The following is a 26,161-nucleotide window of genomic DNA, read 5'->3' as shown; positions in this document are numbered from 1 at the left end:
CCTCCCCGTGCGGGGCCGGAGGAACCGCCTAGGTGCGCGTTCCGGCGGTCATTCCCGTGAGGACCCGGTGGTGCACCTTCCGCAGGGTGACGACGAGGGCGACGAGGACGAGGTCCAGGATGAGGACCGAGGCCAGCGGGGGGAGCCGGAGGGTGACGGCACCGGCGAGGGCCAGGGCCAGGCAGACGAGGAGGCGGGCGCCCCAGGCTTGTCCGGTGGAGGCGTGGTACCACCAGGCCTGGGTGATGACGTAGAGGAACGGGCCGCCGAAGAGGAGCAGGCTGAGGGTGGTGCTGCCGTGGCCGGTGGGGTGACTGATGGCGAGTTCGGCGCCCACGGCGAGGGCGACCAGGCCGGCCAGCGTCGGGTACTGGCCGCTGACGGCGCGGCGGACCGGCAGCAGCTTGTCGGCCGTGGTCGCGACGTGCCGGGCGAGGATGTCCTCGCCGCCCTGGAAGTAGCTGGCGCACAGGCATACGAGGGCGACGAAGACGCCGAGGCCGGCCGTCACGGTCGCCGCGTCCACCGGGGCCCCGGAGATCGCGGTGCCGATGGTGAGGACCGTCTCGCCGAGCTGGATGATGATGAACAGGCGGATCCGCTCCACCATGTGCTCGGCGTCGAAGACCAGGCCCCGGGAGGAGAGCCGGTCGCGGGGCAGGGGATGGGCCAGCCAGACGCCCAGCATGTCGACGGCCGCTGCCACCGCCCACCAGGCCAGTCGCGGTCCGTGGTCCATGGCCGCGCCGATCAGCCACAGCGGAACCGACACGACGGCCCAGGCCGTCACGCGGCGGTAGTGCCGACGCAGGACGGGGGTCGGGGCGGTCACCGCGGCGGCGAGGTCGACCAGCAGGAGGATGGCGGCCAGCGGGATCGCGAACGCCCACGGCCGGCCGGCGAAGGCGTGCGGGATCTGGGCGTTCATGAACAGTCCCAGGCCCATCACCGCCAGGACCAGCCACCGGGTCCGGGACCTGGTCACGTCGAGGAAGGTGGCGTCGAAGCTGGTCAGTGCCCAAGTGCTGAGGACGGCGACGAGCATCACCGCGGTCTCGGCGGCCCCGCGCCAGGACAGTTCGTGGAGCAGGTGCTCCGCCAGCTGGCCGATCGCGAAGACGAAGACCAGGTCGAAGAACAGCTCCAGTGGGGCGACGCTGCGGCGCACGGAGGCGAACGACGCGCTGCTCATGTCGGCACGTCGCTGCGGGGGCCGGGGCGGCTCTGCATGATTTTCACGATCCGGTCCTCCGGCGCGATGCGCAATTTCTGGGCCGGTTCCCCCGAGTCGGCGGTGCGCGACCGGCCGGGGTCATGCCCCGTAGGCGTGGTGGAGGACGGCGACGAACAGGGCGATGACGCGGAGGGCGACCGCGCCTGCGCCGTCTCGCGCTCCACCCTCGCGGCCCGCTTCACATCCGCCGTCGGCCGGGGCCCGTGGGAGTGCCTCACCCGCCGGCGCGTGGAACCGGCCGCCCGCTGTTGTCCGCTCCGAAGGGCACGACGGCTTCCTCGGGCGCGGGACTTCCCTGCTGGGGCCGGTGCCCGGCGATCAACAGTCGGGCGGGCCTTCCGTTCCCGAGCCCGGCGGCCCGGCCACGCGCGGTCCCGGCCGTGGTCGGACGACATGGCCGGGCGGAGCCGTACGCCTTCGGTCGGGCGCCGTGCCCCTCCGGTCGGAGCGGATTCCGCCGGCGCCGGGGGAGAGGCGAAAGACCCGTCCGTTCGCGGCCCGGTGCCGATCGCATGACGTCTCGTGCGGCGCCGTGCCCGTCGAGCGCCCGGAACCGCTTCAGCCGGCAGCGGGGTGATCGGACTGCTGGGCCGCTGCGCGGCGGTACTCGGCGTTGATGCGCTGGGCTTCTTCGAGCTGGTCTTCCAGGACGATGATGCGGCAGGCGGCCTCGATCGGGGTTCCCTGGTCGACGAGTTCCCGGGCGCGAGCGGCGATGCGCAGCTGGTAACGGGAGTAGCGGCGGTGGCCGCCCTCGGAGCGCAGCGGGGTGATCAGGCGTGCTTCTCCGATGGCGCGGAGGAAGCCCTGGGTGGTGCCGATCATTTCGGCGGCCCGGCCCATCGTGTAGGCGGGGTAGTCGTCGTCGTCGAGACGGTCGTACGAGTCGTCTGCTGTCATTTGCACCTCTCTGCGGAACGCGTCGAGGGGCCCTGGTGCCGTACGGCACCAGGGCCCCGAAGGAACTACTACACCATCTGCCGGCCCTGATATCGCGCCGGCCTCCTGTGTCCGTCGCCCCGACCCGGCTGCTGTCGGGGGCGCGGGGATCGCGGTTGCCTGACCGGAGACCACCTCACTATCGATGTCCTGCGGTACCCGGACTCAAGAGCTCCGCCCGGGCGATCCTGATGGCGCGGGGTTCCTCCGTTCTTCCTCGGCGGTCGACCACTTGTCACGGGGCCCGTCTACCGCGGCCACGTGTACTGCCGGCCGGCAGTCCATCTCTGCCAGGCCCCATTGTCTCTCTGGGTTACGAGAAAAAACATAGCCACGTCAACGCCCAATGTCTACCTTGGCGGCAATAGATTTTCAGGTGTCCGGCAGTGAGGTCCTCGGTCCCGTTCGGCTGTGCGACAGGCATGACGACACACCTCACCGCCGTGGTGCGGTCCTCCCGCAGCTCACCGCCCGCCTCCGCGTACGGAAGGCCCGCCCCACAGCACTTCGCCCCGCCGGATGACCGGCGGGGCGAAGAGGAGGCGCGGAGGGGCGTGCCGACGGCGTCGGCTGTGCACCGGCAGGGCTCCCGTGGCTGTTCGGATGCCGGCGCACGCCCGTCCGTGCGCGGGGTCAGGTCCCCGTCGGGGTGCCGAGCAGCGCGTAGGCGTGCTGGAGAGGGGCGGGGTCCGGGAGCGGCGCGGGCGTCCGGGGAAGGCCGTGACAGGTGAAGCCGAGCTTGGTCATGGCCCGGAGGACCTCGCCGGCGGTGAAGTCGCGGCGGTCCTGGCGGGTGATGACCTGGCCGACCTGCTTGACGGGGTAGGCGCGACGACCGATGACCACGGACTCGCCGGTGATCTCCTCGGGCTTGACGCCCTTCATGGAGTCCAGGACACCGCTCTTGGTGAGCTCGAAGGGGAAGCGGGCGATGACACAGCGCACGATGCCTCACAGGGGAGAGGAAGGGGCCGGTTTCGGCAAGGGGGCGGGGGATTCAGGCGAGGGCGGGCCCGGGGGCGTCCGGGCCGCCGTCCCGTTCGTCCGGGACGCACGGGACGGGAAGCCGGGCATGGCTTCCGGCGTGCCCCGCGAGCCCGGCGTGCCCGGCGTGCGGCGCGGGCCCGGCGTGCCCGGCGTGCCCGGCGTGCCCGGCGTGCGGCGCGCCGTCGGCGGGGAGGTCGCGCAGCCGGAGGCGGTCCGTGTAGGCGGGGCTCTCGCGGGCGGCGGTGAGCTGGGCCGGGGTCACCAGTCCGGTGCACAGGCCGTCGTCGTCGCAGACGAGCAGGCGCCCGGCGCGGGCACCGGCCATGACGGCCAAGGCCACCTCGACGGTCATGTGGCCCCCGACCTGGAGACCTCCCGTGTCCACGGGGTCGGGCACCGTCCTGGCCGCGGGGAGGGCAGGGACCGAACAGGGCTGCGTCTGGACCGGTGTCACCACGTGCCTCCTGAGGGGATGGGTCGGCTTCCGGATCACGTGGGGTTCAGGCCGCCGAGCCGGCGGCACGCCGCGCGTCGGCGCGCCGCGCCGCCGGGGCGGGGCGGCGTCGACCGCGGGAGGTCGCGTCCCGCTCGCGCCGCTCGGCGGGCGGCGCGGTGATCGTCACGGGGACGCCGGACGGGGTCCGGGCGCCGGTGATCCGGGCGAGCGCCTCCTCGCCCGAGCGGACCTGGGTGGTCTCGGGCACGATGCCGGCGGTCGCCATGAGGCGGGCCATGTCGCGGCGCTGGCCGGCGGTGACCAGGGTGACGACGCTGCCGGACTCGCCGGCCCGGGCGGTGCGGCCGCCACGGTGCAGGTAGTCCTTGTGGTCGGTCGGCGGATCCACGTTGACGACGAGGTCGAGGTGGTCGACGTGGATGCCGCGTGCGGCGACGTTCGTCGCGACCAGGACGGTGACGTGCCCGGTCTTGAACTGGGAGAGGGTACGGGTGCGTTGTGGCTGCGTCTTCCCGCCGTGCAGGGCGGCGGCGCGGACGCCGCAGTCGAGGAGGTCCTCGGTGAGGCGGTCCACGGCGCGCTTGGTGTCCAGGAACATGATCACCCGGCCGTCGCGCGCCGCGATCTCGGTCGTCAGCCGGTGCTTGTCGGCACCGTGCACGTGGAGGACGTGGTGTTCCATCGTGGCGACCGCGCCCTGGGAGGGGTCCACGGAGTGGACGACGGGGTCGGTGAGGTAGCGGCGGACCAGGAGGTCGACGTTGCGGTCCAGCGTCGCGGAGAACAGCATCCGCTGGCCCCCGGGGCGGACCTGGTCCAGGAGCGCCGTGACCTGCGGCATGAAGCCCATGTCGGTCATCTGGTCGGCCTCGTCCAGGACGGTGATCGAGACCCGGTCCAGCCGGCAGTCGCCGCGGTCGATGAGGTCCTTGAGGCGGCCGGGGGTGGCCACGACGACGTCGACGCCCCCGCGCAGCGCGTTCGCCTGCCGGCGGATCGGCATGCCGCCGACGACGGTGGCCAGGCGCAGCCTCACGGCACGGGCGTAGGGGGTGAGGGCGTCGGCGACCTGCTGCGCGAGTTCCCGGGTGGGGACCAGGACGAGCGCCAGCGGCCGGCGGGGCTCGGCGAGCTGTCCGGCGGTGCGGGCGAGCAGGGACAGACCGAAGGCGAGGGTCTTGCCGGAGCCGGTCCGGCCGCGGCCGAGGACGTCGCGGCCGGCCAGGGAGTTCGGCAGCGTCGCGCCCTGGATGGGGAACGGGACGGACACGCCCTGCGCGGTGAGCGCGGCCAGGAGGCGCCGGTCCAGGGCCAGGTCGGCGAACGCCTCGACGGCGGGCAGTGCCGGGGTGACCGTCTTCGGCGGGGCGAACTCGCCCTGTGCCGGGGCGGCACGCCGACCGCCTCCGCCGAAGCGCCCCGGAGCTCCCGATCGGCTCGGGGCGGACGAACCGAAGCGGCTGCTCAGGACCGAACCGGCGGTGGAGCCGTACGCACGGCCGCCGTTGCGGCGGGTGCGGGAGGAACGGCCGTTCGTGCGGGTGGGGTTCATTCAGAACCTTCCTTGATGCGGCGCGTATCGAGGAATTCCGGCAGCGGACGGGCGGCGTCGGGAATCACAGGCACGGGCCGATGAAATGCGTCCGGCAGGCGGCGCGGCCCAGGGCAGTGAATTTTCGCTGCAACCGGGCGGGCGAAGAAATTCGAGAGGCGCGGGTGTACGTGAAAGTCCCGCGAAATGCATACGGCTGGGGCCCGCACCCCGAGGGATGCGGGCCCCAGCTGCGTGTTGCGCGTCGGCGTCAGGCGGAGACGATGTTCTCGGCCGTCGGGCCCTTCTGGCCCTGCGCGATGTCGAAGGAGACCTTCTGGCCCTCCTGGAGCTCGCGGAAGCCCTGCGAGGCGATGTTGGAGTAGTGGGCGAACACGTCGGGGCCGCCGCCGTCCTGCTCGATGAAGCCGAAGCCCTTTTCCGCGTTGAACCACTTCACGGTGCCAGTAGCCATGTCATATCTCCTTGGGGCATTACGCCGGAATCCGTACCCTACGGACGCCGTGTCGCCGCGATGATGCCCTGCCCGGAAAATGACCGGAAATACAAAGCGCTTCCGTGCGGCACGGGGCCGGCGGGAGGCGCTTGGAGTCTTTGGGTACCAAAACTGCAACTGATTTCGACAGTAGCACGTCACCGCGGCCCGTGCGCGACCGGAATTTTCTCCTGCGTGTTGCCGGTAAAAACTCTCTGAGCGGGGGCGGTCAAATCCTCGGTTCGCGAATGCAGGTATTCGTTCACTCCGGACGAAGCCTTGTACTCGGCCGCTACGGCTTCGCCGCCTCCGCCCGGGCCGACGGCGGCCCGTGGGCGTCAGGACGCGCGTGGGGTGACCAGGCCGGATTCGTAGGCGAGGACCACGAGTTGGGCCCGGTCGCGGGCGTGGAGCTTGGTCATCGCCCGGTTGACATGGGTCTTCGCGGTCATCGGGCTGATCACCATGCGGTCGGCGATCTCGTCGTTGGACAGGCCCCGCGCGACGAGGGCGACGGCCTCGCGCTCGCGACCGGTCAACTCTTCGAGCCCCGCCTCGGCATCGGCTTCGAGCGGCTGGGACACGTACCTGTCGATCAGCTTGCGGGTGATCGAGGGTGAGAGCAGGGCGTCGCCGCGCGCGGCCACGCGGACGGCGTGCAGGAAGTCGTCCGGGACGATGTCCTTGACGAGGAATCCCGCGGCGCCGGCGCGCAGCGCGTCGAAGACGTACTCGTCCATGCCGTAGTTGGTCAGGATGACGACGTGCACCCCCGACAGGGCCGGATCGGCGGCGATGCGCCGGGTCGCCTCGATGCCGTCGACGACCGGCATCTGGATGTCCATGAGAGCGATGTCGGGCAGGTGTTCCCTGGCGAGCTCCAGGCCCTCCTCGCCGTCGGCCGCCTCGGCCACCACCTCGATGTCGTCCTCGAGGGCGAGGAGCGCGCGGAAACCGCTGCGGATGAGTGGCTGGTCGTCGACCAGCAGGACGCGGATCACGACGCTCGCTCCAGGGGGAGTTCGGCCCGGACGGTGAAGCCACCCTCGCCGCGCGGTCCGGCGAGCAGGAGGCCGCCGAGAGCGGTGACGCGTTCGCGCATCCCGACCAGCCCCGTGCCGGGCGTCGGCACGGCGCCCGGCGCCGCCTTCCCGTCGTCGTCGACCCGTACGGTCAGGGCGTCGGGGCGGCAGTCGATCCGGACCGATGCCGTGGTGGCGGCGGCGTGCCGGACGACGTTGGTCAACGACTCCTGGACGATCCGGTAGGCGGTCCGACCCACCGCCGCCGGCACGTCGTGCCGCTGCCCCTCGATCGTCAGCGTCGCCTCCAGACCGGTCCTGCCGGCCCGCTCCACCAGTTCCGGCACGTCGGCGAGCCCGCGCGGCGGGGCCGTGCCGTCGTCGCGCAGCGCCTCCAGGGTCGCGCGCAGTTCCCGGCTCGCCTCGCGTCCGGCCTCCTGGATCGCCAGCAGTGCTTCCGGCACGTTCTCGCCGCGCCGGCGGGCCACGTGGACGGCGACCTCGGACTGCAGCTTGATGACGGAGATCTGGTGGGTGAGCGAGTCGTGCAGTTCCCGGGCGATGTGCAGTCGTTCCTCGTCGGCACGGCGCCGCGCGGTCTCCTCCCGGGTGCGCTCGGCCTCCTCCGCCCGTTGCTCCGCCTGCCGCACGGCCTCCCCCGCGGCGAAGGCGGCGATGAGCCAGGCGATCTCCAGGGTGCCGCGGGCCCGCACCGACACCTCGCCCACGGGCCCGTCGCGGAAGACCAGAGCGGTGAGCTGCAGGGACACCAGCAGGGTCGCGGACGCCGTCACCGCCAGCACGCGGCGCCCGGCCCGCACCGCTCCGTACACCGCGACCAGGTACGCGACGGTGAGCACGTCGAACCCGGCCGCCTGGTGGCCCACCGCGCACAGTCCGGTGACGGCCAGGACGGCGACCGGAGCCCTGCGGCGCGCGGCCAGAGCCAGGCCGCCTGCCGCGAGGAGGGCGTAGCCGAGCGGGCCGGACCCCGCGCCGAGGCGCTCTCCGGACCACCCGTCGCCCAGCATCAGCGCTGCCACGCCCACGGCGATCACCCGGTCCCCGACACCTGCCGGTACGCCGAACCGTCGTATGCCCATGTGCGCACCCTAGCCAGACGTCGCGGCGGGCGAGTCCGGCTCGCGGACGACCGGCCGCCTACCGCGTCCGCGGTACGCGCGCGGCTTCTGCCGCGTCCGCGGTAGCCGCGTACGCCACCGGCGGCAGCGCGAGGTGGGTGCCTGTGCGGGACGACCGGCGGCAGGCGCGGCGGACAGGATCGGGCGGCATCCGGGAGCAGGGGTCGTACGAGGAGAAGGAGCACCCCCTGTCCGTCCGTCACGTGCTTGCCGCACCCGCGGCCGCGCACGCCGCGGTCCAGCCGCTCGCCGTCGATGCCCGGCCGCCGGGCGCCGAAGGCGACCCCGACCGCGCCGGCCGACGTCAGGGAGGAGGCCGACGCCTGACCGCCGTCCACCGCTCCGAAGGGCACGGCTGGGGCACGGTCGGCCGAGCTGCGCGGATGGTGATCGAGGTTGCCGGCCAGGTGCTCCTCGCTCGTGCCGGGACGAGCGACCGCCCCGGTGCCGGTGGGCCGGCCCCGGCCCGGGAGTCCGGCGTCCGCGCCGGGGCGGGCGGCCGTGACGGCATCGGTCTTCTGATCGTTGTCGGAGCGCATCCTTTCCACGGCATCGGCGGCCGGTCGCTGCGGGGCAGAGCACCCGCCGCATTCCGCGGTGGGTGCTCTGCCCTTCCTCCTCTGCGGCTCTCCGGCCCCGAGGGCCGGGGCGAATCCGTGTCGACCGAGGGGGCCACATGCCCAAGGAACGCCTTGATCCCGCCCTGCTCAGGCTGTGCGGCGTTCTCGCTGTGGGGGCCTTCGCCCCGCTGCTCGACAGCACGATCGTCTCCGTCGCGGTCGACGCCCTCGCCGGCGACCTCGGTGCCCCGACGACGACCGTGCAATGGGTGAGTACCGCCTACCTGCTGGCGTTCGCGATGGTCATGCCGGTGAGCGGCTGGGCCGGTGACCGGTTCGGGACGCGGCGGGTCTGGCTGGGGGCGCTGGTCCTGTTCTCCGTCGGCTCGCTGCTGTGCGCCTGCGCCTGGAGCGCCGGGTCGCTGGTGGTGTTCAGAAGTGTGCAGGGGGCCGGTGGGGGGCTGATGATGCCGGTCCTGCAGACCATCGTCATCCGGGCCAGCGGCGGCCGACAGGTCGGGCGGCTCGTCGCGGTCGTCTCGTTGCCGGCCCTCCTCGGCCCGGTCCTGGGGCCGGTGTTCGGCGGGCTGCTGCTCGGGCATCTCGACTGGCGCTGGATCTTCTACGTCAACCTGCCCGTCTGCGTGCTCGCGCTGTTCCTCGCCTGGCGAGGCGTGCCCCCGGATCCCCGGCCGCGGGCTTCCCGCCTCGATGTCGTGGGGCTGGTGCTGGTCTGTCCGGGCCTGACCGCGCTCGTGTACGGGCTCTCGCAGTGCGGCGGCCAGGACGGCGCGGGAGGAGGGCGGGTACTCCTGCCGACGGCGGCGGGGGCCGTCCTGGTCGCGGCGTTCGTCGGACGGAGCCTGAGGAGCGGCGCGCCCCTCATCGACATGCGTCTGTTCCGGCTGCGCTCCTTCGCCGCGACCTCGGTGCTGATGTTCGTCGGCGGTTCGACCATGTACGGCGGGATGTTCCTGCTGCCCCTGTACTGCCAGCTCGTACTCGACAAGGGCGTCGTCGCCACCGGTCTCCTGCTCGTTCCGCAGGGCGTCGGCGCGCTGGCGGCGCGGGTGGCCGGCGTGCTCACCGACAGGGTCGGGCCGCGTCCGGTCGTGGTGACCGGCCTGCTGCTGAGCGCGGTCGCGACGTGTCCCTTCGCCGCCTCGGTGGGGGAGGGCTCGGTCGTCGGTGTCGCTCTGTTCTTCCGTGGTCTCGGTACGAGCGCCGTCAACCTCGCCGTCACGGTCGGTGCCTATCAGGGACTGGACGACTCCCAGGTCGCGGACGCCAGCACCACGACGCGCATCCTCCAGCAGCTCGGCGGCTCCTTCGGCATCGCCGCCCTCGCCGTCCTGCTCCAGCGCGGTGGCCACACCGCCACGGCCTTCGCTCACGCCTTCGGCCTGACGACCGCCCTCGCCCTCTGCGCCGTCATCGCGGCAGCACTCCTGCCCGGCCGCCGAGCCCCGGCCCCGGCGCCTCTGGCGACAGCCGGAGGACGGTCCTGACGGCCCTCTGCCGCCGGCCTCTTCCGGCCCGTCCGACCGGTCGGCGGCCGGAGGGTTCCGGACGGTCCGCGCGTGACAGGACCAGTCAGATGATCACCCGCCGCGTGACCTATGCCCGCACGTCCCTGTTGACCGGGCATGAACATTGAGAGGATCCGTCACCTCACCTTCGACGGCTTCGGCTACCGGTGCCGGATCGTCGAGAACGCTGCTCCCGCCACCGAGCCCGTCGTCGTGCTCGGTGGCGCCTTCCAGGACATGTACGCCTACCAGCGGCTCGAAGCGCGCTGGGCGGCGTCCGCGACCGTCGTCAGCGTGGACCTCCCGGGATCGGGCGCGGCCGACGTGCTGCCCGCCTCGTACGACTTCGACTTCCTCACCGGCGCGCTGGCGGACCTGCTGGACCGGCTGGGCCTGGGACGGGTGAACCTCTTCGGGGCCTCCTACGCCATGCCGATCGCCTACGGCCTGGCCCAGAGGCATCCCGAGCGCGTCGCCCGCCTGGCCCTGGTGGGCGCCGCCCCCGTCTATCCGCCGGACCAGCGCGCCGCGCTGCGGACGATGGCCGACGCCCTGGAGTCGGGTGACGCCGGCGCCTACGCCCGTATGAGCATCGCGGCCCTGTTGTCCCCCGACGAGCGGGACGTCCACAAGCGCGCGGTCGTCACCCGCGTCCTCGCCCGCACGATGGGCTCGGTCACGCAGGCCGACATCCCCCGGCATCTCGCCTCGACCTACCGGGTCATCGACTGGCAGGGGCTACGGCCCGGGGGCGTCCGGGACGTTCCGGCGCTGGTCTTCACCGGTGAACACGACAGCCTCACCCACCCCGACCTCGGGCGCGAGGTCGCCGCGACCATCGCCGGAAGCGTCTTCACCCTGATCCGGGGCGCCGACCACCTCTGCCATCTCGAACGGCCGTCGGAGATGTCCCAGCTGCTGGATCGCTTCTTCACCGATGGATCCCTCGACGACCTGCCGTACCTCACGCCCCTCGAACACCACGCCAGGCCGGCCTCCCTGGTCCCGTGACGGCTCCCCGGCGCCCCACGACCACCGGTCCGCCACCGCACTCCCCTCGCCTACCTCTCAAGGGACACAGATGTCCGACCTCCGGCCCGAGACGGCCGTGACGCCCGAGTCCGCCGGCCACGGCTTCGTCACCTACACGGACGCCATCCTCCACACCCTGGCGCGCCATCCCGCCCTGCCCGTGATCATCTGCCCCGACCGTCGACAGGTCACCGCGGGCGAGCTGCGCGACAGCGTCCACCGGCTCGCCCGAGAGCTGATCGCGCGCGGCGTCCGGCCCGGGCGGACCGTCTCCCTGCTCACCGGCAACACCCCTCAGGCGCTCGTCGCGCGCTACGCCGCCAACCTGGCCGGGGCGCGCGTGACGCCCCTGTACGACGGGCTGAACGCGGACGCCCTGGCGCACCTGGTGGACGTCGCCGACACCGAGCTGCTGCTGGCCGACCCGACCCGGTACGCGGACCTGGACCGCCTGAAGCCGCTTCTCCACGTGCCGATGCTGGCGACGCTGGGCCCGCATCCGTACGCCGACGACATCTGCGCGGCGGCGGCCGGGCAGCCGTCGGCGCCCGTCACCGTGCCCGTCGGCGCCGACGACGACTGGTGCATCCGCCACACCGGCGGCACCACGACCGGGCTGCCGAAGAGCCTGCAGATGAAGCACGGCCCGTACCGCCGCACCCTGGACCACCTGTGCTCCCCCACGGGCGCCCCGCCCCGCTATCTGGCATGCACGCCGCTCACGCACATCGCGGGTCTCTGGGCGGACGTGGCGCTCCTCCAGGGCGGATCCGTCGTCCTGCAGCCCGCCTTCGATCCCGGCGAGGCGCTCGCGGCGATCGAACGCGAGCGGATCACCCGGCTGTTCCTCCAGCCGCCCCTCCTGCACCGGCTCCTCGACCATCCCGCGCTGCCCGCCACCGACACCTCCAGCGTCCGGCAGGTCACCTACGGCGGCAGCCCGGCGTCGACGTCCAGGCTGCGGCAGACCGAAAGGGTCTTCGGCAAGGTGCTGCACAGCTGGTACGGACAGAACGAGACGCTCGGGCTCACCGAAGTGGGCCCCGAAGAACACGACCGCGTCGGCCGGCACGGACAGATCACCGTCGGCCGCGCCATGCCCGGCGTCGAACTCCGCGTCGTCGACCGGCACGGCAGCGTCCTCCCGAACGGCCGCGAGGGCGAGATCCACGCCCGCGCCCACAGCGCCATGAACGGCTACTGGAAGCAGCCCGAACTGAGCGCCCGCGTGCTGCTCGACGGCTGGGTGCGCACCGGCGACATCGGCTACCTCGACGACGACGGCTACCTCTTCCTCGCCGACCGAGGCCACGACACGATCACCGTCGACGGCACCCAGGTCTATCCCAGCGAGATCGAGGAGGTGCTGACGGCCCACCCCGCCGTCGCCCAGTGCGCCGTCTTCGGCATGCGTTCTGAGGGCACGCCCGAGCGCGTCCACGCCGCCATCGTGCCCGCCCGCGGCCACGGCACCGACATCGAGGAGCTGCGCCGCTTCGTCGCCGCCCGCAAGAGCGGCCTCCATGTCCCCCACACGTTCCACGTCCTGAAGGCCATCCCGCTCAGCGGCATCGGCAAGCCCGACAAGCACGCGCTCCGCCGGGCGCTCTCCTGAGCGGCAGCCCCGCCACGTAGGGGGACCACGCGGCCCGGGCCGTTCAGGCCCGGGCCGGGCCGTGCGGGGAGAGGGGGCCGGCTCCTGCCGCTGAAGAAGAGCGGACCCACGCGGAGGGCATGGCAGCCTCGAAGGGCTCTCGACAACGACGAAGGCCCAGGTCGCCGACCTGGGCCTTCGTTCACGAGCGGATGACGGGAATCGAACCCGCGCCATAAGCTTGGGAATCTTCGGGTACTTGACCTTCTATAGGGCGTCTGACCTGTGAAAACGTGTGGTGATGGCCTCATCTTGGCCGCTTCCTCCGCCCCGTGGTGACCGCTGTTCACCGCCCCCACTGGCACGTTGCGGCACGGCCCTCCACAGCAAGGGAAGGCGACGCTGCTGCTTCTGGACACCACGAGCGGTGAACTGGTGGGCAGGGTGGCGAATTCTGTCCCGCACCCGGTACCCGTAGGCGGTCAGCCGTCCGGGACGTGGGGCGCCGAGAACGTGTGCGTCATGGTGGATATGGTTCGCAGGCCACTCCGTCCCCGTCTCGGTCGAGGTGCGGAGCGTATCTGGGCTCGCCCTTATGGAGGGGTGCGGCGCCTGCGGCTCGTGCCTCGTCGCAGTCCTCGTAGTAGGAAGAGGAAGGCCGCTCCGGCTCGGTCACCTCATGTACGTCAGCGGCGACGATCGTGCCGCCGCGAACCGTGTAGGTGCCTTCGTAGATCCTCAGCGAGCCGTCGGCCTGCGCGGCCTCCAGCCTCACGGAGACGGTGTCGCCGGTTGTGCTGAGGATGTGAACCGTGTCGTGGGCGGTAGCGGCGAACCCATCGGCGAAGGCCGAGTAGGAGCCCGAGAGGTTCTTGCCCCCGAGCTCCCAGGCCCGTCGGTGGTCCTGCGCGTTGATGGCAGCGAAATACGCGCGGACGACGGCTGACGCGTCGGCGGTTGTCCGCGGATTCGTCGGCCGTGGGGACACGGGCTCCGGGCTCGTCCGGTCGGGGGCTGGTGCTGTAGGCGGTGGCGGTGGCGTCGCCGATTCAGTCACGGTCTCGGTCACCGTGGTGGCGTTGCGCGCGGGCGTCGACTCGCCACGCCCACAGCCGCTCACGCCCAGCAGTGCGGTCAGCAGCCAAGCCGCCCCCACGTGAATGCGGCGGTCCATGGCGTCACCTCACGACACGAGGCTTCCTCCTTCAGACTGCGCTGCCGCTGTCGGGACAGCAACGCGTGTGGACACGACGCGAGGCGAAGGGGAATCGCCCGGCGCACGCCAAGTGTCCGGCGCATCCGGCTCAGGAACGCCGACTGCCTCGGGCCCGCCGCTTCCTCGGCGTGTTCGGTGCCAGGCGATCAGTCGTCGGGCGGGCCTTCCGCTTCCTGAAGTCTCTCGGCGATGTCATCGGCCCACTCCTGAGCCCACTGGCGCAGCTCGATGGTCTGGTGGTCGTCGAGTCCGTACGCGGCGAATTCCGTGTCGTCGATCCAGTCCGCGCCGGCGAGCCGGGCCTGAAGGTCGGAGAGGTCGAAGCTGTCACGGGCGTGGCGGCGGCCGAGTTCTTCGAGCTCGGCGTGGCTCCAGCGATCGGCTGCCGCCCGGACGTCGATCAGGTCTCGGGCCAGGCCCCGGTCCGCCAGCGCACGGACCTTCGTGCCGACCACGTCCTCCAGCGAGAGCACCAGGCCATGCTCGGTTTTCACTGGCGGACGCCAGAGTGCTTCCTTGAGGACGTCGACCTCGCACTCCTCGCCGGTGGCGGCGTCGGTGACGATCAGCCGCGCGGACAGCGGGTCGGTTTCCAACCCCCGCACGTGCCAGCCGCGTTGTTCCAGCCCGGCGCGCACGGTGGCGGCGATCTTCTCCATCGGCTCCGGGTTCTCGGTGGCGACATCGAGGTCCTGGCTGAGCCGGTCGACCAGTCCGTGCGCCTGGACGGCGTATCCACCCGTGAGCACGAGCGGGTAGACGTCGCCCACGGCGAGGACGTCCGCGAGGAGCCGCCTGTGCAGTTCCGTGAGATTCACGCAGCAGCCTGGGCGTCGGGGTTCAGTTCGGCGAAGGCGTTCTCCCAGACGTCACGGATGTCCCGGCTGATCAGCGTGCGCAGGACAGGCCACATGACGACGAGCAGCTCCCGGTTCAGGTAGTGGACCAGGTCGTCGTGCTGTCCTTCGGCCAGGACGATCCGATAGCAGCTCATCCGCAATCGAGGCTGGTCGAGGTCGAAGCGGGACAGGCCGGACCAGGCAAGGTGCAGCGGAAGGTCGACGTGGCCGCGGGCGGGGCCGACGAGCTCCGAGAGTTCGGCAGGAAGCCGCCGGGCGAATCTGGTGCGGCGGAGCTCGGGGACGCTGGGCGTGGCTGCCATGCCTTGATTATTCCGCAGGAGGGGGAAGCGGCCGGGTGATTCCGGTACAGGGAACTTCCGGCTCAGAGCTTCTACCGGGCCGCAGGGGTGGTAGCGACGGCGTAGTCGCAGGTCGGAGGGATCATGCGGGACCTCCTGCGAGACGACGCGGGGCGTTGCCCTCCGCGTGCCCCTTGTCGCGGGACCGAAGCGCGTGCGGGCAGCGAGACTCGTCTGCCGACGAACAAGCCCCAGGTCTCTGACCTGGGGCTTCGTAGAAGAGCGGATGACGGGAATCGAACCCGCGCTATAAGCTTGGGAAGCTCATGTTCTACCATTAAACTACATCCGCGCAGCGGCCGGGTGATCCGTGCCGCATCGTTGCACACTGTACCCCATGCGCCACTTGAGGCGAAGCTCCCGGCTCCGGTGGTGCGGAGTGCCGCGTGGGAGGGCACCCCCTTCATCCCCTAATGTGGCTGATCGTCCACCACATGTGTAGGGGAAGGGACTTGATGGCTTCGATGGAGCGCACCGTCGTCCGTTGTGCCGAAGGGCATGTGTTCAGTACCGCCTCGTTCCCGCTTCAGCAGCTCGGTGCGGGACGGATCGGGCCCGGGCGGCTCATCCGGTGTCCGCGGTGTGCGCGGTTGCGGCATGCGGTGCCGGTGGAGGTCGGACGGCGCTGAGGCGTGAGGTGCCGGGGCGCGGGCGGCCGCCGATTGGGGCAGGTCCGCGCCCTCTGCGTATCGTGGGGGCGTGCTTCTCTCAGACAAGGACATCCGGGCCGAGATCGATGCCGGACGGGTGCGCATCGACCCGTACGACGAATCCATGGTGCAGCCCTCGAGCATCGACGTGAGGCTTGACCGCTTCTTCCGGGTGTTCGAGAACCACCGCTACCCGCACATCGACCCCGCCGTCGAGCAGCTCGACCTGACGCGCGAGGTCGAGCCGGAGGGCGACGAGGCGTTCATCCTGCACCCGGGCGAGTTCGTGCTCGCCTCGACCTACGAGGTCATCACCCTGCCGGACGACATCGCCTCGCGTCTGGAGGGGAAGAGCTCTCTCGGGCGGCTCGGGCTCGTCACGCACTCGACCGCCGGGTTCATCGACCCCGGTTTCTCGGGGCACGTGACCCTGGAGCTGTCGAACCTCGCCACCCTGCCGATCAAGCTCTGGCCGGGGATGAAGATCGGCCAGCTGTGCATGTTCCGGCTGAGCTCGCCCGCGGAGTTCCCGTACGGGAGCGAGCGGTACGGCTCGCGGTACCAGGGCCAGCGGGGGCCGACGGCCTCCCGCTCCTACATGAACTTCCATCGGACCCAGGTGTGAGGCGGTCGCAGGCATGAGTGAGGTACGCGAGAACCTGACGTACGAGGGCTTCGGGACCGCCGTCCGCGAGCTGGCGCAGACCATCGCCGACGACGGCTACGAGCCCGACATCGTGCTCTCCATCGCCCGTGGCGGCGTCTTCGTCGCCGGCGGTCTGGCCTACGCCCTGGACTGCAAGAACATCCACCTCGTGAACGTGGAGTTCTACACGGGCGTGGGCACCACGCTGGAGATGCCGGTCATGCTGGCGCCCGTGCCCGACGCGATCGACTTCAGCGACAAGAAGGTGCTCATCACCGACGACGTCGCCGACACCGGCAAGACGCTGAAGCTCGTCCACGACTTCTGCGTCGACCACGTCGCCGAGGTCCGCTCCGCCGTCATCTACGAGAAGTCCCACTCCCTCGTGAAGTGCGAGTACGTGTGGAAGAAGACCGACGAGTGGATCAACTTCCCCTGGTCGGTCGAGCCGCCCGTCGTGAAGCGCGAGGGCCAGGTCCTCGACGCCTGAGGCGCCTTCTGAGGCGCCTGGGACCCACGGATGCGCGGAAGGCCCCCACCGGGTGCGGTGGGGGCCTTCTCGTGGTCCGGGTGCTACAGGGTGCCCAGCTTGATCAGGCTCAGCAGGGCCACCAGCTGGATCGCCGACGCGCCCAGCGCCTTCGGCCACGGCAGGTCGTGGGAGCGGCTCACCATCAGGGTGAGGAGCGCGCCCAGCGCCAGCCAGGTCGCCCAGCCGAGGACCTGCACCAGGCCGTTCTCGCCGCCCAGGAAGAGCGCGAAGAGCAGGCGCGGCGCGTCCGTGATCGACATGATCAGCATCGACAGGCCGACGGTCGGCTGCCAGGCGCCGTCGCCGCCCAGCTGGCGCGCGAGGGTGTGGGTGACCGCGCCCAGGATCAGACCGCCCACCACGAAGCCGAGGGCCGTCATCAGGACGTACGGGATCGTGCTGGAGATCGTCGCGTTGAGCGCCTCTTCGCGGGCCTTGTCGAAGCCGAAGATCGCGAGGAGCCCGTAGAGGAACGTGACGATCAGCGCCGGGCCCCAGACCGCGTGGTCCCGCATCCGCAGGAACGTGTCCGCCGGGCGCAGCACGATGCCGCTCAGGAGCTGCTTCCAGGGGAGCCGGGGGCCCGTGGGCACGGGGGCCGCGCCCGCGTCGTACGTCGCGGCGCCGCCGTACGGGTCGTCGACGCTGAACATCTGGGTGTGGCCCGGGTTGTTCGCCGCCGCGTGCTGCTGGTGGTGCTGCGGGTCGCCGAAGTACTCCGGCTCCCCGTAGGCCTGCCCCTGCTGCCCGTACGGCTGCCCCTGCGGCGGCTGCTGCCACTGCTGCTGCGGGTAGGGCGGCGGGGCCGCGTTGTACCCGTACGGCGCCTGCTGCGGTTGTTGTTGCGGGGGGCGGTTGTCCCGGCCGCGTCCGTTCCTGAATCCAGCCACGCCTTGAACGTACCCGGTTCCGCTGTGCGGCCGCGCCTCAGGCCCGTCCTTGCCACTGAGCTGTGACATCCCCTAGGGGACGTGACGCGGGGGCGGAGCCGGCGGCTCCGGCGGCGAGAGCCGGATCCACGGCTTCCCGCAGCGAGGAGGGCCGCCCCGCGCTTCTCGCGCGGGACGGCCCTCCTCGGTTCACCTGAGGCCTCAGACGGCCGGCTCGGGCTCCTCGGCCGCCGGCTCCTCCTCCGGCTCGACCGGGGTCTTCACCGAGTCGAGGAGCAGCTGGGCGACGTCCACGACCGTGACGGACTCCTTGGCCTTGCCCTCGTTCTTCTTGCCGTTGACCGAGTCGGTCAGCATGACGAGGCAGAACGGGCAGGCGGTGGAGACGATGTCCGGGTTGAGGGACAGGGCCTCGTCGACGCGCTCGTTGTTGATGCGCTTGCCGATCCGCTCCTCCATCCACATCCGCGCGCCGCCGGCGCCGCAGCAGAAGCCGCGCTCCTTGTGGCGGTGCATCTCCTGCTGGCGCAGGCCGGGGACGGCGGACATGATCTCGCGCGGCGGCGTGTAGACCTTGTTGTGCCGGCCCAGGTAGCAGGGGTCGTGGTAGGTGATGAGGCCCTCGACCGGGGTCACCGGGATCAGCTTGCCCTCGTCGATGAGGTGCTGGAGCAGCTGGGTGTGGTGGATGACCTCGTACTCGCCGCCGAGCTGCGGGTACTCGTTGGCGATGGTGTTGAAGCAGTGCGGGCAGGTCGAGACGATCTTCTTGGCCGACTTCGGCTTCTTGGTCGACTCGTCCTCGTCGTCCTCGCCGAACGCCATGTTCAGCATCGCGACGTTCTCGGCGCCGAGCTGCTGGAAGAGCGGCTCGTTGCCCAGGCGGCGCGGGGAGTCACCAGTGCACTTCTCCTCGCCGCCCATGATCGCGAACTTGACGCCCGCGATGTGCAGCAGCTCCGCGAAGGCCTTGGTGGTCTTCTTGGCGCGGTCCTCCAGGGCGCCGGCGCAGCCGACCCAGTAGAGGTAGTCGACCTCGGTGAGGTCCTCGACGTCCTTGCCGACGATCGGGACCTCGAAGTCGACCTCCTTGGTCCACTCGACGCGCTGCTTCTTGGCCAGGCCCCAGGGGTTGCCCTTCTTCTCCAGGTTCTTGAGCATCGTGCCCGCCTCGGACGGGAACGCGGACTCGATCATCACCTGGTAGCGGCGCATGTCGACGATGTGGTCGATGTGCTCGATGTCGACCGGGCACTGCTCGACGCAGGCGCCGCAGGTGGTGCAGGACCACAGGACGTCGGGGTCGATGACGCCGTTCTCCTCGGCGGTGCCGATGAGGGGGCGCTCGGCCTCGGCCAGCGCGGCGGCGGGGACGTCCTTGAGCTGCTCCTCGGTGGCCTTCTCGTTGCCCTCCATGTCCTTGCCGCCGCCCGCGAGCAGGTACGGGGCCTTGGCGTGCGCGTGGTCGCGCAGCGACATGATGAGGAGCTTGGGGGAGAGGGGCTTGCCGGTGTTCCAGGCGGGGCACTGCGACTGGCAGCGGCCGCACTCGGTGCAGGTGGAGAAGTCGAGGATGCCCTTCCAGGAGAACTGCTCGACCTGGGAGACGCCGAAGACGGCGTCCTCGGCCGGGTCCTCCCAGTCGATCTCCTTGCCGGCCGTGGTCATCGGCTGGAGCGCGCCCAGGGCGGTGGAGCCGTCGGCGTTGCGCTTGAACCAGATGTTCGGGAAGCCGAGGAAGCGGTGCCAGGCGACGCCCATGTTGGTGTTGAGCGAGACCGTGATCATCCAGGTGAAGGACGTGACGATCTTGAGGCACGCGAAGAAGTAGGTGAGGTACTGGATCGTGCTCAGGTCCAGGCCGTCCAGGAGCGCGATCAGCGGGTACGAGGCGAAGAAGCCCGGCTCCCAGCTCGTCACGTGGTGCTGGACGCCCTCCAGGGCGCGGAGCGTCATGATGCAGACGCCGACGATCAGGATGACGGCCTCGACGAAGTACGCCTGGCCGGTCTTGGAGCCGGCGAAGCGGGACTTGCGGCCCGCCTTGGTCGGCTTGCTCAGCTGGCGGATGACGATGAGGGTCACGATGCCGAGGACCGTCATCAGGCCGAGGAACTCGGTGAAGATCTCGTACGGCAGCCAGTCGCCGATGAACGGGATCAGCCAGTCGGCCTGGAAGAGCTGGCCGAAGGCGTTCACGATGGTGAGGAGCAGCGAGAAGAAGCCCACCGCCACGAACCAGTGCGCGAAGCCGACGATGCCCCAGCGGTTCATGCGCGTGTGGCCGAGGAATTCCTTGACCAGCGTGATGGTGCGCTGCTTGGGGTCACCGGTGCGCGTGCCGGCGGGGACCGGCTGACCGAGCCGCACGAAGCGGTAGATCTGCACGGTGGCGCGGCCGAACAGCGCGACGGCCACCACCGTGATGGCGATCGACACGATGATCGCGGCGAGTTGCATGACGGGCTCCTCGGGCGGGCCTACTAAGCGGTAACTTATTGAGTTCCTGCTGAGATTACCCGGTCGCGGCGCCGCGCTGTAGCGGCGCTCGCGGTGATATGTGTCGCTCAGGCAAGCCTTGCCGTGCGACGCCTGCGTACTGCTGGAAGCGTACGCGCAAGGACCAGCAGATCCATCCCCAGCCAGTGGTGGTCCACATAGTGGAGGTCGAGCAGTTCGCGCTCCTCCCACGGCAGGTCCGAGCGGCCGCTGATCTGCCACGGCCCGGTGAGCCCCGGACGGACGGAGAGCCGGCGGCGGCCCTCGCCCGCGCACTCCCGGTGGGTCGGCGCCAGCGGGCACGGCCCCACCAGCGACATCCGGCCCGTGACGACGTGCAGCAGCAGCGGCAGCGCGGCCAGCGGGCTCCTCGTGCGGAAGGTCAGCATCGTGAAGGGCCGCCCCTTCAGGCCGGCCACCGTCCGGCGCCGCAGCACCGCGCCGTCGCCGCCGAGGGAGACGGACAGGGCGGTGCCGACGATCAGCGGCGCGAGGGCGAGGAGCAGGAGCGTCCCGCCCACCACGTCGAAGGCGCGCTTCGCCGTCATCACGCGCTGCGCCGTCATGCGGTCACCCCCTCCGGCGGTGATCCTGGGACATGTCCGGACTCTCTCATGGGAATCGGGGCAAAGGGCGGGAGCGACGCGCCGATTGAGCGACCCGGCGGATGAAGAGTTGAGTCGACTCGACTCAGGTCTGTTGACGTGGTTCGGTTCCTCGTGCATCCTTGAGTCAGTTCCACTCAAGTCAGTCAGCTGGAGGAATCGAAATGGCACGTGCGGTCGGCATCGACCTGGGCACGACTAACTCCGTCGTCAGCGTTCTGGAAGGCGGCGAGCCCACCGTCATCACCAACGCCGAGGGCGCCAGGACCACGCCGTCCGTCGTCGCCTTCGCGAAGAACGGCGAGGTGCTCGTCGGCGAGGTGGCCAAGCGCCAGGCCGTCACCAACGTCGACAGGACCATCCGGTCGGTCAAGCGCCACATGGGCACCGACTGGAAGATCGACATCGACGGCAAGTCCTTCAACCCGCAGCAGATGAGCGCCTTCATCCTGCAGAAGCTCAAGCGCGACGCCGAGGCGTACCTGGGCGAGAAGGTCGTCGACGCGGTCATCACCGTCCCGGCGTACTTCAACGACTCCGAGCGTCAGGCCACCAAGGAGGCCGGTGAGATCGCGGGCCTCAACGTCCTGCGCATCGTCAACGAGCCGACCGCGGCCGCCCTGGCCTACGGCCTCGACAAGGACGACCAGACGATCCTCGTCTTCGACCTCGGTGGCGGCACCTTCGACGTGTCCCTCCTGGAGATCGGCGACGGCGTCGTCGAGGTGAAGGCCACCAACGGTGACAACCACCTCGGTGGTGACGACTGGGACCAGCGCGTCGTCGACTACCTGGTGACGCAGTTCCAGAACGGTCACGGCGTGGACCTGGCCAAGGACAAGATGGCCCTCCAGCGTCTGCGCGAGGCCGCCGAGAAGGCGAAGATCGAGCTCTCGTCCTCGACCGAGACCACGATCAACCTGCCCTACATCACGGCCTCCGCCGAGGGCCCGCTGCACCTGGACGAGAAGCTCACGCGCGCCCAGTTCCAGCAGCTCACCTCCGACCTGCTCGAGCGCTGCAAGGTGCCGTTCCACAACGTCATCAAGGACGCGGGCATCCAGCTCTCCGAGATCGACCACGTCGTCCTCGTCGGCGGCTCGACCCGCATGCCGGCCGTCGCCGAGCTCGTCAAGGAGCTGACCGGCGGCCAGGAGGCCAACAAGGGCGTCAACCCGGACGAGGTCGTCGCCATCGGCGCCGCGCTCCAGGCCGGTGTCCTCAAGGGCGAGGTCAAGGACGTCCTGCTCCTCGACGTGACCCCGCTGTCCCTCGGCATCGAGACCAAGGGCGGCATCATGACCAAGCTCATCGAGCGCAACACCACGATCCCGACCAAGCGGTCCGAGATCTTCACGACGGCCGAGGACAACCAGCCGTCCGTGCAGATCCAGGTCTACCAGGGCGAGCGCGAGATCGCGGCGTACAACAAGAAGCTCGGCATGTTCGAGCTGACCGGTCTGCCGCCGGCCCCGCGTGGCGTCCCGCAGATCGAGGTCGCCTTCGACATCGACGCCAACGGCATCATGCACGTGACCGCGAAGGACCTGGGCACGGGCAAGGAGCAGAAGATGACCGTCACCGGCGGCTCCTCGCTGCCGAAGGACGAGGTCGACCGGATGCGCCAGGAGGCCGAGCAGTACGCGGAGGAGGACCACCGCCGCCGCGAGGCCGCCGAGTCCCGCAACCAGGGCGAGCAGCTCGTCTACCAGACGGAGAAGTTCCTCAAGGACAACGAGGACAAGGTCCCCGGTGACGTCAAGGCCGAGGTCGAGGCCGCGCTCGGCGAGCTGAAGGAGAAGCTCAAGGGCGAGGACACCGCCGAGATCCGCACCGCCACCGAGAAGGTCGCGGCCGTCTCGCAGAAGCTCGGGCAGGCGCTGTACGCCGACGCCCAGGCCGCCCAGGCCGCCGGTGACGCCGGCCAGGCCCAGGCGCAGGACGACGACGTCGTCGACGCCGAGATCGTCGACGAGGACAAGCCGAAGGGTGGCCAGGCGTGACCGAGGAGACCCCGGGCTTCGAGGAGAAGCCCGACGTCCCCTCCGGCGCCACCCCTGACGACGCCGCCGAGGCCGTCGAGTCCGAGGAGGACGCGACGGCCCCGGCCGGGGACGCAAGCAGCCAGAAGTCGGCACAGGCCGCGGGCCTCACCGCCCAGCTGGACCAGGTGCGCTCCGCGCTCGACGAGCGCACCGCGGACCTCCAGCGGCTCCAGGCCGAGTACCAGAACTACCGCCGCCGCGTGGAGCGGGACCGGGTCACGGTCAAGGAGATCGCCGTCGCGAGCCTCCTGTCCGAGCTCCTGCCCGTGCTCGACGACGTCGGCCGGGCCCGGGACCACGGCGAGCTCGTGGGCGGGTTCAAGTCGGTGGCCGAATCGCTGGAGACCGTCGTCGCCAAGATGGGTCTGCAGCAGTTCGGCAAGGAGGGCGAGCCCTTCGACCCGACGATCCACGAGGCCCTGATGCACTCGTACGCGCCGGACGTCACCGAGACGACCTGCGTGGCGATCCTGCAGCCCGGGTATCGGATCGGCGAGCGGACCATCCGGCCCGCCCGCGTGGCCGTCGCCGAGCCCCAGCCGGGCGCGCAGGCGAAGGCGGAGGAGTCGGATGACTCCGAGAAGGACAGCGAGTAACAGCCGTACCCGCACGCGGGAGGAGGGACGTCGATGAGCACGAAGGACTTCGTCGAGAAGGACTACTACAAGGTTCTCGGCGTCCCCAAGGACGCCACCGAGGCCGAGATCAAGAAGGCGTACCGGAAGCTCGCCCGCGAGAACCATCCGGACGCCAACAAGGGTGACGTGAGCGCCGAGGCGCGCTTCAAGGAGATCTCCGAGGCGAACGACGTCCTCGGCGACCCCAAGAAGCGCAAGGAGTACGACGACGCCCGCGCCCTCTTCGGGAACGGCGGTTTCAGAGCCGGCGGCCCGGGCGCCGGAGGTTCGTTCAACTTCGACCTGGGCGACCTCTTCGGAGGCGCCCAGGGCGGGGCGGGCGGCTTCGGCGGCGGCGGGATCGGCGACGTCTTCGGCGGGCTGTTCAACCGCGGCGGAGGCGCCGGACGCACCCAGCCGCGGCGCGGCCAGGACATCGAGTCCGAGGTGACCCTCAGCTTCACCGAGGCCATCGAGGGCGCGACCGTGCCGCTGCGGATGTCCAGCCAGCAGCCGTGCACGGCGTGCTCGGGCACCGGCGACAAGAACGGCACGCCCCGGGTGTGCCCGACCTGCGTCGGCACCGGGCAGGTCTCGCGCGGCAGCGGCGGCGGCTTCTCGCTCACCGACCCGTGCGTGGACTGCAAGGGCCGCGGCCTCATCGCCGAGAACCCCTGCGAGGTCTGCAAGGGCAGCGGACGGGCCAAGTCCTCCCGGACCATGCAGGTCCGCATCCCGGCGGGTGTCAGCGACAACCAGAAGATCCGTCTGCGCGGCAAGGGCGCTCCGGGCGAGCGCGGCGGGCAGAACGGCGACCTGTACGTCGTCGTGCACGTCGACGACCACCCGGTCTTCGGCCGCAAGGACGACAACCTCACCGTCACGGTGCCGGTCTCCTTCTCGGAGGCGGCGCTCGGCGGCGAGATCAAGGTGCCGACCCTCGGCGGCCCCGCGGTCACCCTCAAGCTGCCCGCGGGCACCCCGAACGGCCGGACCATGCGCGCCCGGGGCAAGGGCGCGGTTCGCAAGGACGGCACGCGCGGCGACCTCCTGGTGACGGTCGAGGTGGCGGTGCCGAAGGAGCTGGACGACAAGGCACGAGAGGCCCTGGAGACCTTCCGCGAGGCGACCGCCTCCGAGGACCCGCGGGCCGAGCTGTTCCAGGCCGCGAAGGGAGCGTGACCCGGTGGAAGGACGCCGACGGCAGCCAGGTTTCGGCAACAGGGCGTTTGAACTGACCGACGAGTCGCCGGTGTACGTCATCTCGGTGGCGGCCCAGCTCTCCGGGCTGCACCCGCAGACCCTCCGGCAGTACGACCGGCTCGGCCTGGTCTCCCCGGACCGCACGGCCGGGCGGGGCCGCCGCTATTCGGCCCGTGACATCGAGCTGCTCCGCCAGGTGCAGCAGCTGTCGCAGGACGAGGGCATCAACCTGGCCGGAATCAAGCGGATCATCGAACTGGAGAACCAGGTCGCGGCGCTCCAGGCCCGGGTGTCCGAGCTGTCGGCGGCGGTCGAGGGCGCGGCGGCGACGCTGCGTCAGCGCGAGGCCCAGGTGCACGCCTCGTACCGCCGGGACCTGGTGCCGTACACCGACGTGCAGCAGGCGAGCGCCCTCGTGGTGTGGCGCCCGAAGCGCGGCGAGTAGCCCGTCCCCCGTCACGGCGGAGGCCCCCTTCACCCGGGTGAAGGGGGCCTCCGCCGTGTCCGGGGACGGTCAGTTGTCCCGTTCGAGGATGCCGGACTGGGCGATGAGGTAGCCGAGCTGCGCCCGGCTGCCGCTGCCGAGGGCGGCGGCGAGCTTGGCGATGTGCGCCCGGCAGGTCCGCACGTTCATCCCGAGCCGGCGGGCGATGGCCTCGTCGACGTGCCCCTCGACGAGGAGCCGGGCGATGGAGCGCTGGACGCCGCCGATGCCGTCGGTCTTGATGTCGTACGGGATCTCCTCCCGTATCGGCACCGCCAGCTGCCAGAACTGGTCGAAGACGCCGCCGAGGTAGGCGACCAGGCCGGGGTGGCGCAGCTCCAGGGCGACCTGGCGGTCGCTGCGGGCCGGGATGAAGGCGACCTCGCGGTCGACGATGATCAGCCGGTCGATGATCTCTTCGAGGGTGCGGACCTGGACCTCGGGGCCGACGTGCTCCAGATAGGTGAGCGTGAGCTCGGTGTGGCGCGCGGTGTGCTGGTAGAGCGTGCGCATGCTGATGCCGCGTCCCAGGAGCGGGGAGACGCGGTCGAGGGCCTCGCTGAGGGCCTGGGCGGGCCGTCCGCCGCCCGGCTGGACGGTGAGGAGTTCCTGGCGGCAGTTGGCCACGACGCGGTCGAGGGTCGAGTTGATGCGGTCGATGCCCTCGAGGACGGTGATGGCGTGTGTGGTGGGGGAGTCGTGGGCGCTGATGGCCATGAACGGCTCGAAGGCGTCCGACAGGGCGACGGTGCGCCGTCGGCGGTCGAGTATCTCCCGTTCGATCGGCTGGAGCAGCTGCGCGAGCGCCGCGGAGGGGGGAACCGGGCGCAGCCACTGCGCGTCGTCGGGATCGGGGTGGAGCAGGGAAAGATCGAGGAGGCAGGGTGCCTCGACCGCCTCTGACCGGGGTATTCGCCCGGTGCGCAGAGCGGCCGCGTACAGCTCGGAGCCCGCTTCGCACAGTTCGGCGTGCGAATGAGGGTGCCCCGTTTCGTCCGCTTGTTTCCGCATATGTACACCCCCAGGCTCCTGCATCTCAGGAACATGATG

24 protein-coding genes and 1 tRNA gene are annotated in these 26,161 nt (G+C 71.0%); 9 read left to right on the top strand and 16 right to left on the bottom strand.

What is annotated here, in order from left to right; genetic code table 11:
* Positions 1-28: 28 nt before the first annotated feature.
* The 8 genes from ACFYUZ_RS05945 to ACFYUZ_RS05910 all read right to left on the bottom strand — a co-directional run bounded on the left by ACFYUZ_RS05945 (position 29) and on the right by ACFYUZ_RS05910 (position 7,769).
* Positions 29-1,192, bottom strand: a complete 1,164-nt coding sequence (locus ACFYUZ_RS05945; protein ID WP_389306632.1) for a low temperature requirement protein A — start codon at positions 1,190-1,192, stop codon at positions 29-31.
* A 600-nt stretch (positions 1,193-1,792) separates the two neighbouring features.
* Entirely contained in the window at positions 1,793-2,134 is a 342-nt protein-coding gene (locus tag ACFYUZ_RS05940) for a MerR family transcriptional regulator (protein ID WP_225801506.1), read from the bottom strand.
* 672 nt (positions 2,135-2,806) lie between these two features.
* Positions 2,807-3,118 (bottom strand): SCO5918 family protein, encoded by a 312-nt coding sequence (locus tag ACFYUZ_RS05935; protein ID WP_389306631.1) that lies wholly within the window; start codon positions 3,116-3,118, stop codon positions 2,807-2,809.
* 52 nt (positions 3,119-3,170) lie between these two features.
* Positions 3,171-3,512, bottom strand: coding sequence for a CBS domain-containing protein (locus ACFYUZ_RS05930; protein ID WP_389306629.1), 342 nt, complete (start codon positions 3,510-3,512; stop codon positions 3,171-3,173).
* A gap of 148 nt (positions 3,513-3,660) precedes the next feature.
* Positions 3,661-5,169, bottom strand: coding sequence for a DEAD/DEAH box helicase (locus ACFYUZ_RS05925; RefSeq protein WP_389306628.1), 1,509 nt, complete (start codon positions 5,167-5,169; stop codon positions 3,661-3,663).
* 250 nt (positions 5,170-5,419) lie between these two features.
* Positions 5,420-5,623 carry a cold-shock protein gene (locus ACFYUZ_RS05920; protein ID WP_335939352.1) on the bottom strand — a complete coding sequence of 68 codons (204 nt, stop codon included), beginning with the start codon at positions 5,621-5,623 and terminating at the stop codon, positions 5,420-5,422.
* Between the two features lie 359 nt (positions 5,624-5,982).
* The gene (locus ACFYUZ_RS05915) at positions 5,983-6,645 is read right to left on the bottom strand and encodes a response regulator (RefSeq protein ID WP_389306627.1); all 663 of its coding nucleotides are present in this window, start codon (positions 6,643-6,645) and stop codon (positions 5,983-5,985) included.
* Entirely contained in the window at positions 6,642-7,769 is a 1,128-nt protein-coding gene (locus ACFYUZ_RS05910) for a sensor histidine kinase (protein WP_389306625.1), read from the bottom strand. Before ACFYUZ_RS05910 ends, ACFYUZ_RS05915 begins: the two co-directional genes overlap by 4 nt.
* Before the next feature lie 715 nt (positions 7,770-8,484).
* Here ACFYUZ_RS05910 and ACFYUZ_RS05905 point away from each other — a divergent pair.
* The 3 genes from ACFYUZ_RS05905 to ACFYUZ_RS05895 all read left to right on the top strand — a co-directional run bounded on the left by ACFYUZ_RS05905 (position 8,485) and on the right by ACFYUZ_RS05895 (position 12,544).
* The gene (locus ACFYUZ_RS05905; RefSeq protein ID WP_389306624.1) at positions 8,485-9,876 is read left to right on the top strand and encodes a DHA2 family efflux MFS transporter permease subunit; all 1,392 of its coding nucleotides are present in this window, start codon (positions 8,485-8,487) and stop codon (positions 9,874-9,876) included.
* 138 nt (positions 9,877-10,014) lie between these two features.
* On the top strand, positions 10,015-10,908 hold the full coding sequence (locus ACFYUZ_RS05900; RefSeq protein ID WP_389306623.1) for an alpha/beta fold hydrolase: 894 nt from the start codon (positions 10,015-10,017) through the stop codon (positions 10,906-10,908).
* 70 nt (positions 10,909-10,978) lie between these two features.
* Positions 10,979-12,544, top strand: a complete 1,566-nt coding sequence (locus ACFYUZ_RS05895; protein ID WP_389306622.1) for an AMP-binding protein — start codon at positions 10,979-10,981, stop codon at positions 12,542-12,544.
* Between the two features lie 499 nt (positions 12,545-13,043).
* Here ACFYUZ_RS05895 and ACFYUZ_RS05890 read toward each other — a convergent pair whose 3' ends face one another.
* The 4 genes from ACFYUZ_RS05890 to ACFYUZ_RS05875 form a co-directional block, all read right to left on the bottom strand.
* A complete protein-coding gene (locus ACFYUZ_RS05890; RefSeq protein ID WP_389306621.1) occupies positions 13,044-13,697 on the bottom strand; it encodes an excalibur calcium-binding domain-containing protein in 654 nt (217 codons plus the stop codon).
* 188 nt (positions 13,698-13,885) lie between these two features.
* Complete coding sequence (locus ACFYUZ_RS05885; protein WP_389306620.1) at positions 13,886-14,557, bottom strand: nucleotidyl transferase AbiEii/AbiGii toxin family protein; 672 nt, start codon at positions 14,555-14,557, stop codon at positions 13,886-13,888.
* Positions 14,554-14,901 carry a transcriptional regulator gene (locus ACFYUZ_RS05880; protein WP_389306619.1) on the bottom strand — a complete coding sequence of 116 codons (348 nt, stop codon included), beginning with the start codon at positions 14,899-14,901 and terminating at the stop codon, positions 14,554-14,556. Before ACFYUZ_RS05880 ends, ACFYUZ_RS05885 begins: the two co-directional genes overlap by 4 nt.
* Before the next feature lie 260 nt (positions 14,902-15,161).
* A tRNA-Gly gene (locus ACFYUZ_RS05875) sits at positions 15,162-15,232 on the bottom strand.
* Positions 15,233-15,639: 407 nt separating this feature from the next.
* Between ACFYUZ_RS05875 and dcd the strand changes: the two genes are divergently transcribed.
* The gene (gene dcd, locus ACFYUZ_RS05870) at positions 15,640-16,215 is read left to right on the top strand and encodes a dCTP deaminase (protein WP_030690788.1); all 576 of its coding nucleotides are present in this window, start codon (positions 15,640-15,642) and stop codon (positions 16,213-16,215) included.
* A gap of 13 nt (positions 16,216-16,228) precedes the next feature.
* The gene (locus ACFYUZ_RS05865) at positions 16,229-16,726 is read left to right on the top strand and encodes a phosphoribosyltransferase (protein ID WP_024755952.1); all 498 of its coding nucleotides are present in this window, start codon (positions 16,229-16,231) and stop codon (positions 16,724-16,726) included.
* An 83-nt stretch (positions 16,727-16,809) separates the two neighbouring features.
* Here the strand turns inward: ACFYUZ_RS05865 and ACFYUZ_RS05860 are convergent, their stop codons facing one another.
* The 3 genes from ACFYUZ_RS05860 to ACFYUZ_RS05850 form a co-directional block, all read right to left on the bottom strand.
* Positions 16,810-17,658: a Yip1 family protein gene (locus tag ACFYUZ_RS05860; protein WP_389306618.1), complete on the bottom strand. Its 849-nt coding sequence runs from the start codon at positions 17,656-17,658 to the stop codon at positions 16,810-16,812.
* A 201-nt stretch (positions 17,659-17,859) separates the two neighbouring features.
* Positions 17,860-20,118 (bottom strand): (Fe-S)-binding protein, encoded by a 2,259-nt coding sequence (locus ACFYUZ_RS05855; protein WP_389306617.1) that lies wholly within the window; start codon positions 20,116-20,118, stop codon positions 17,860-17,862.
* 107 nt (positions 20,119-20,225) lie between these two features.
* Complete coding sequence (locus ACFYUZ_RS05850; RefSeq protein WP_389306616.1) at positions 20,226-20,723, bottom strand: sugar transferase; 498 nt, start codon at positions 20,721-20,723, stop codon at positions 20,226-20,228.
* A gap of 203 nt (positions 20,724-20,926) precedes the next feature.
* Here ACFYUZ_RS05850 and dnaK point away from each other — a divergent pair, with 203 nt between their 5' ends.
* Genes dnaK through ACFYUZ_RS05830 form a run of 4 tightly spaced genes read left to right on the top strand, consistent with a single transcriptional unit; the run spans position 20,927 to position 25,072 of the window.
* Complete coding sequence (gene dnaK, locus ACFYUZ_RS05845) at positions 20,927-22,765, top strand: molecular chaperone DnaK (RefSeq protein ID WP_389306615.1); 1,839 nt, start codon at positions 20,927-20,929, stop codon at positions 22,763-22,765.
* On the top strand, positions 22,762-23,403 hold the full coding sequence (grpE, locus tag ACFYUZ_RS05840) for a nucleotide exchange factor GrpE (protein WP_389306613.1): 642 nt from the start codon (positions 22,762-22,764) through the stop codon (positions 23,401-23,403). Before dnaK ends, grpE begins: the two co-directional genes overlap by 4 nt.
* 33 nt (positions 23,404-23,436) lie before the next feature.
* The gene (gene dnaJ, locus ACFYUZ_RS05835) at positions 23,437-24,606 is read left to right on the top strand and encodes a molecular chaperone DnaJ (protein WP_389306612.1); all 1,170 of its coding nucleotides are present in this window, start codon (positions 23,437-23,439) and stop codon (positions 24,604-24,606) included.
* Positions 24,607-24,610: 4 nt separating this feature from the next.
* A complete protein-coding gene (locus ACFYUZ_RS05830) occupies positions 24,611-25,072 on the top strand; it encodes a heat shock protein transcriptional repressor HspR (protein ID WP_389306610.1) in 462 nt (153 codons plus the stop codon).
* Between the two features lie 69 nt (positions 25,073-25,141).
* Here the strand turns inward: ACFYUZ_RS05830 and ACFYUZ_RS05825 are convergent, their stop codons facing one another.
* A complete protein-coding gene (locus ACFYUZ_RS05825; RefSeq protein ID WP_030690798.1) occupies positions 25,142-26,122 on the bottom strand; it encodes a hypothetical protein in 981 nt (326 codons plus the stop codon).
* Between the last annotated feature and the right edge of the window lie 39 nt (positions 26,123-26,161).

It is taken from the genome of Streptomyces sp. NPDC004266, assembly GCF_042874095.1.
Lineage (GTDB): Bacteria > Actinomycetota > Actinomycetes > Streptomycetales > Streptomycetaceae > Streptomyces.
Note: the sequence above shows the minus strand (reverse complement) of the source record. Positions and strands in the feature narration are given on the sequence as shown.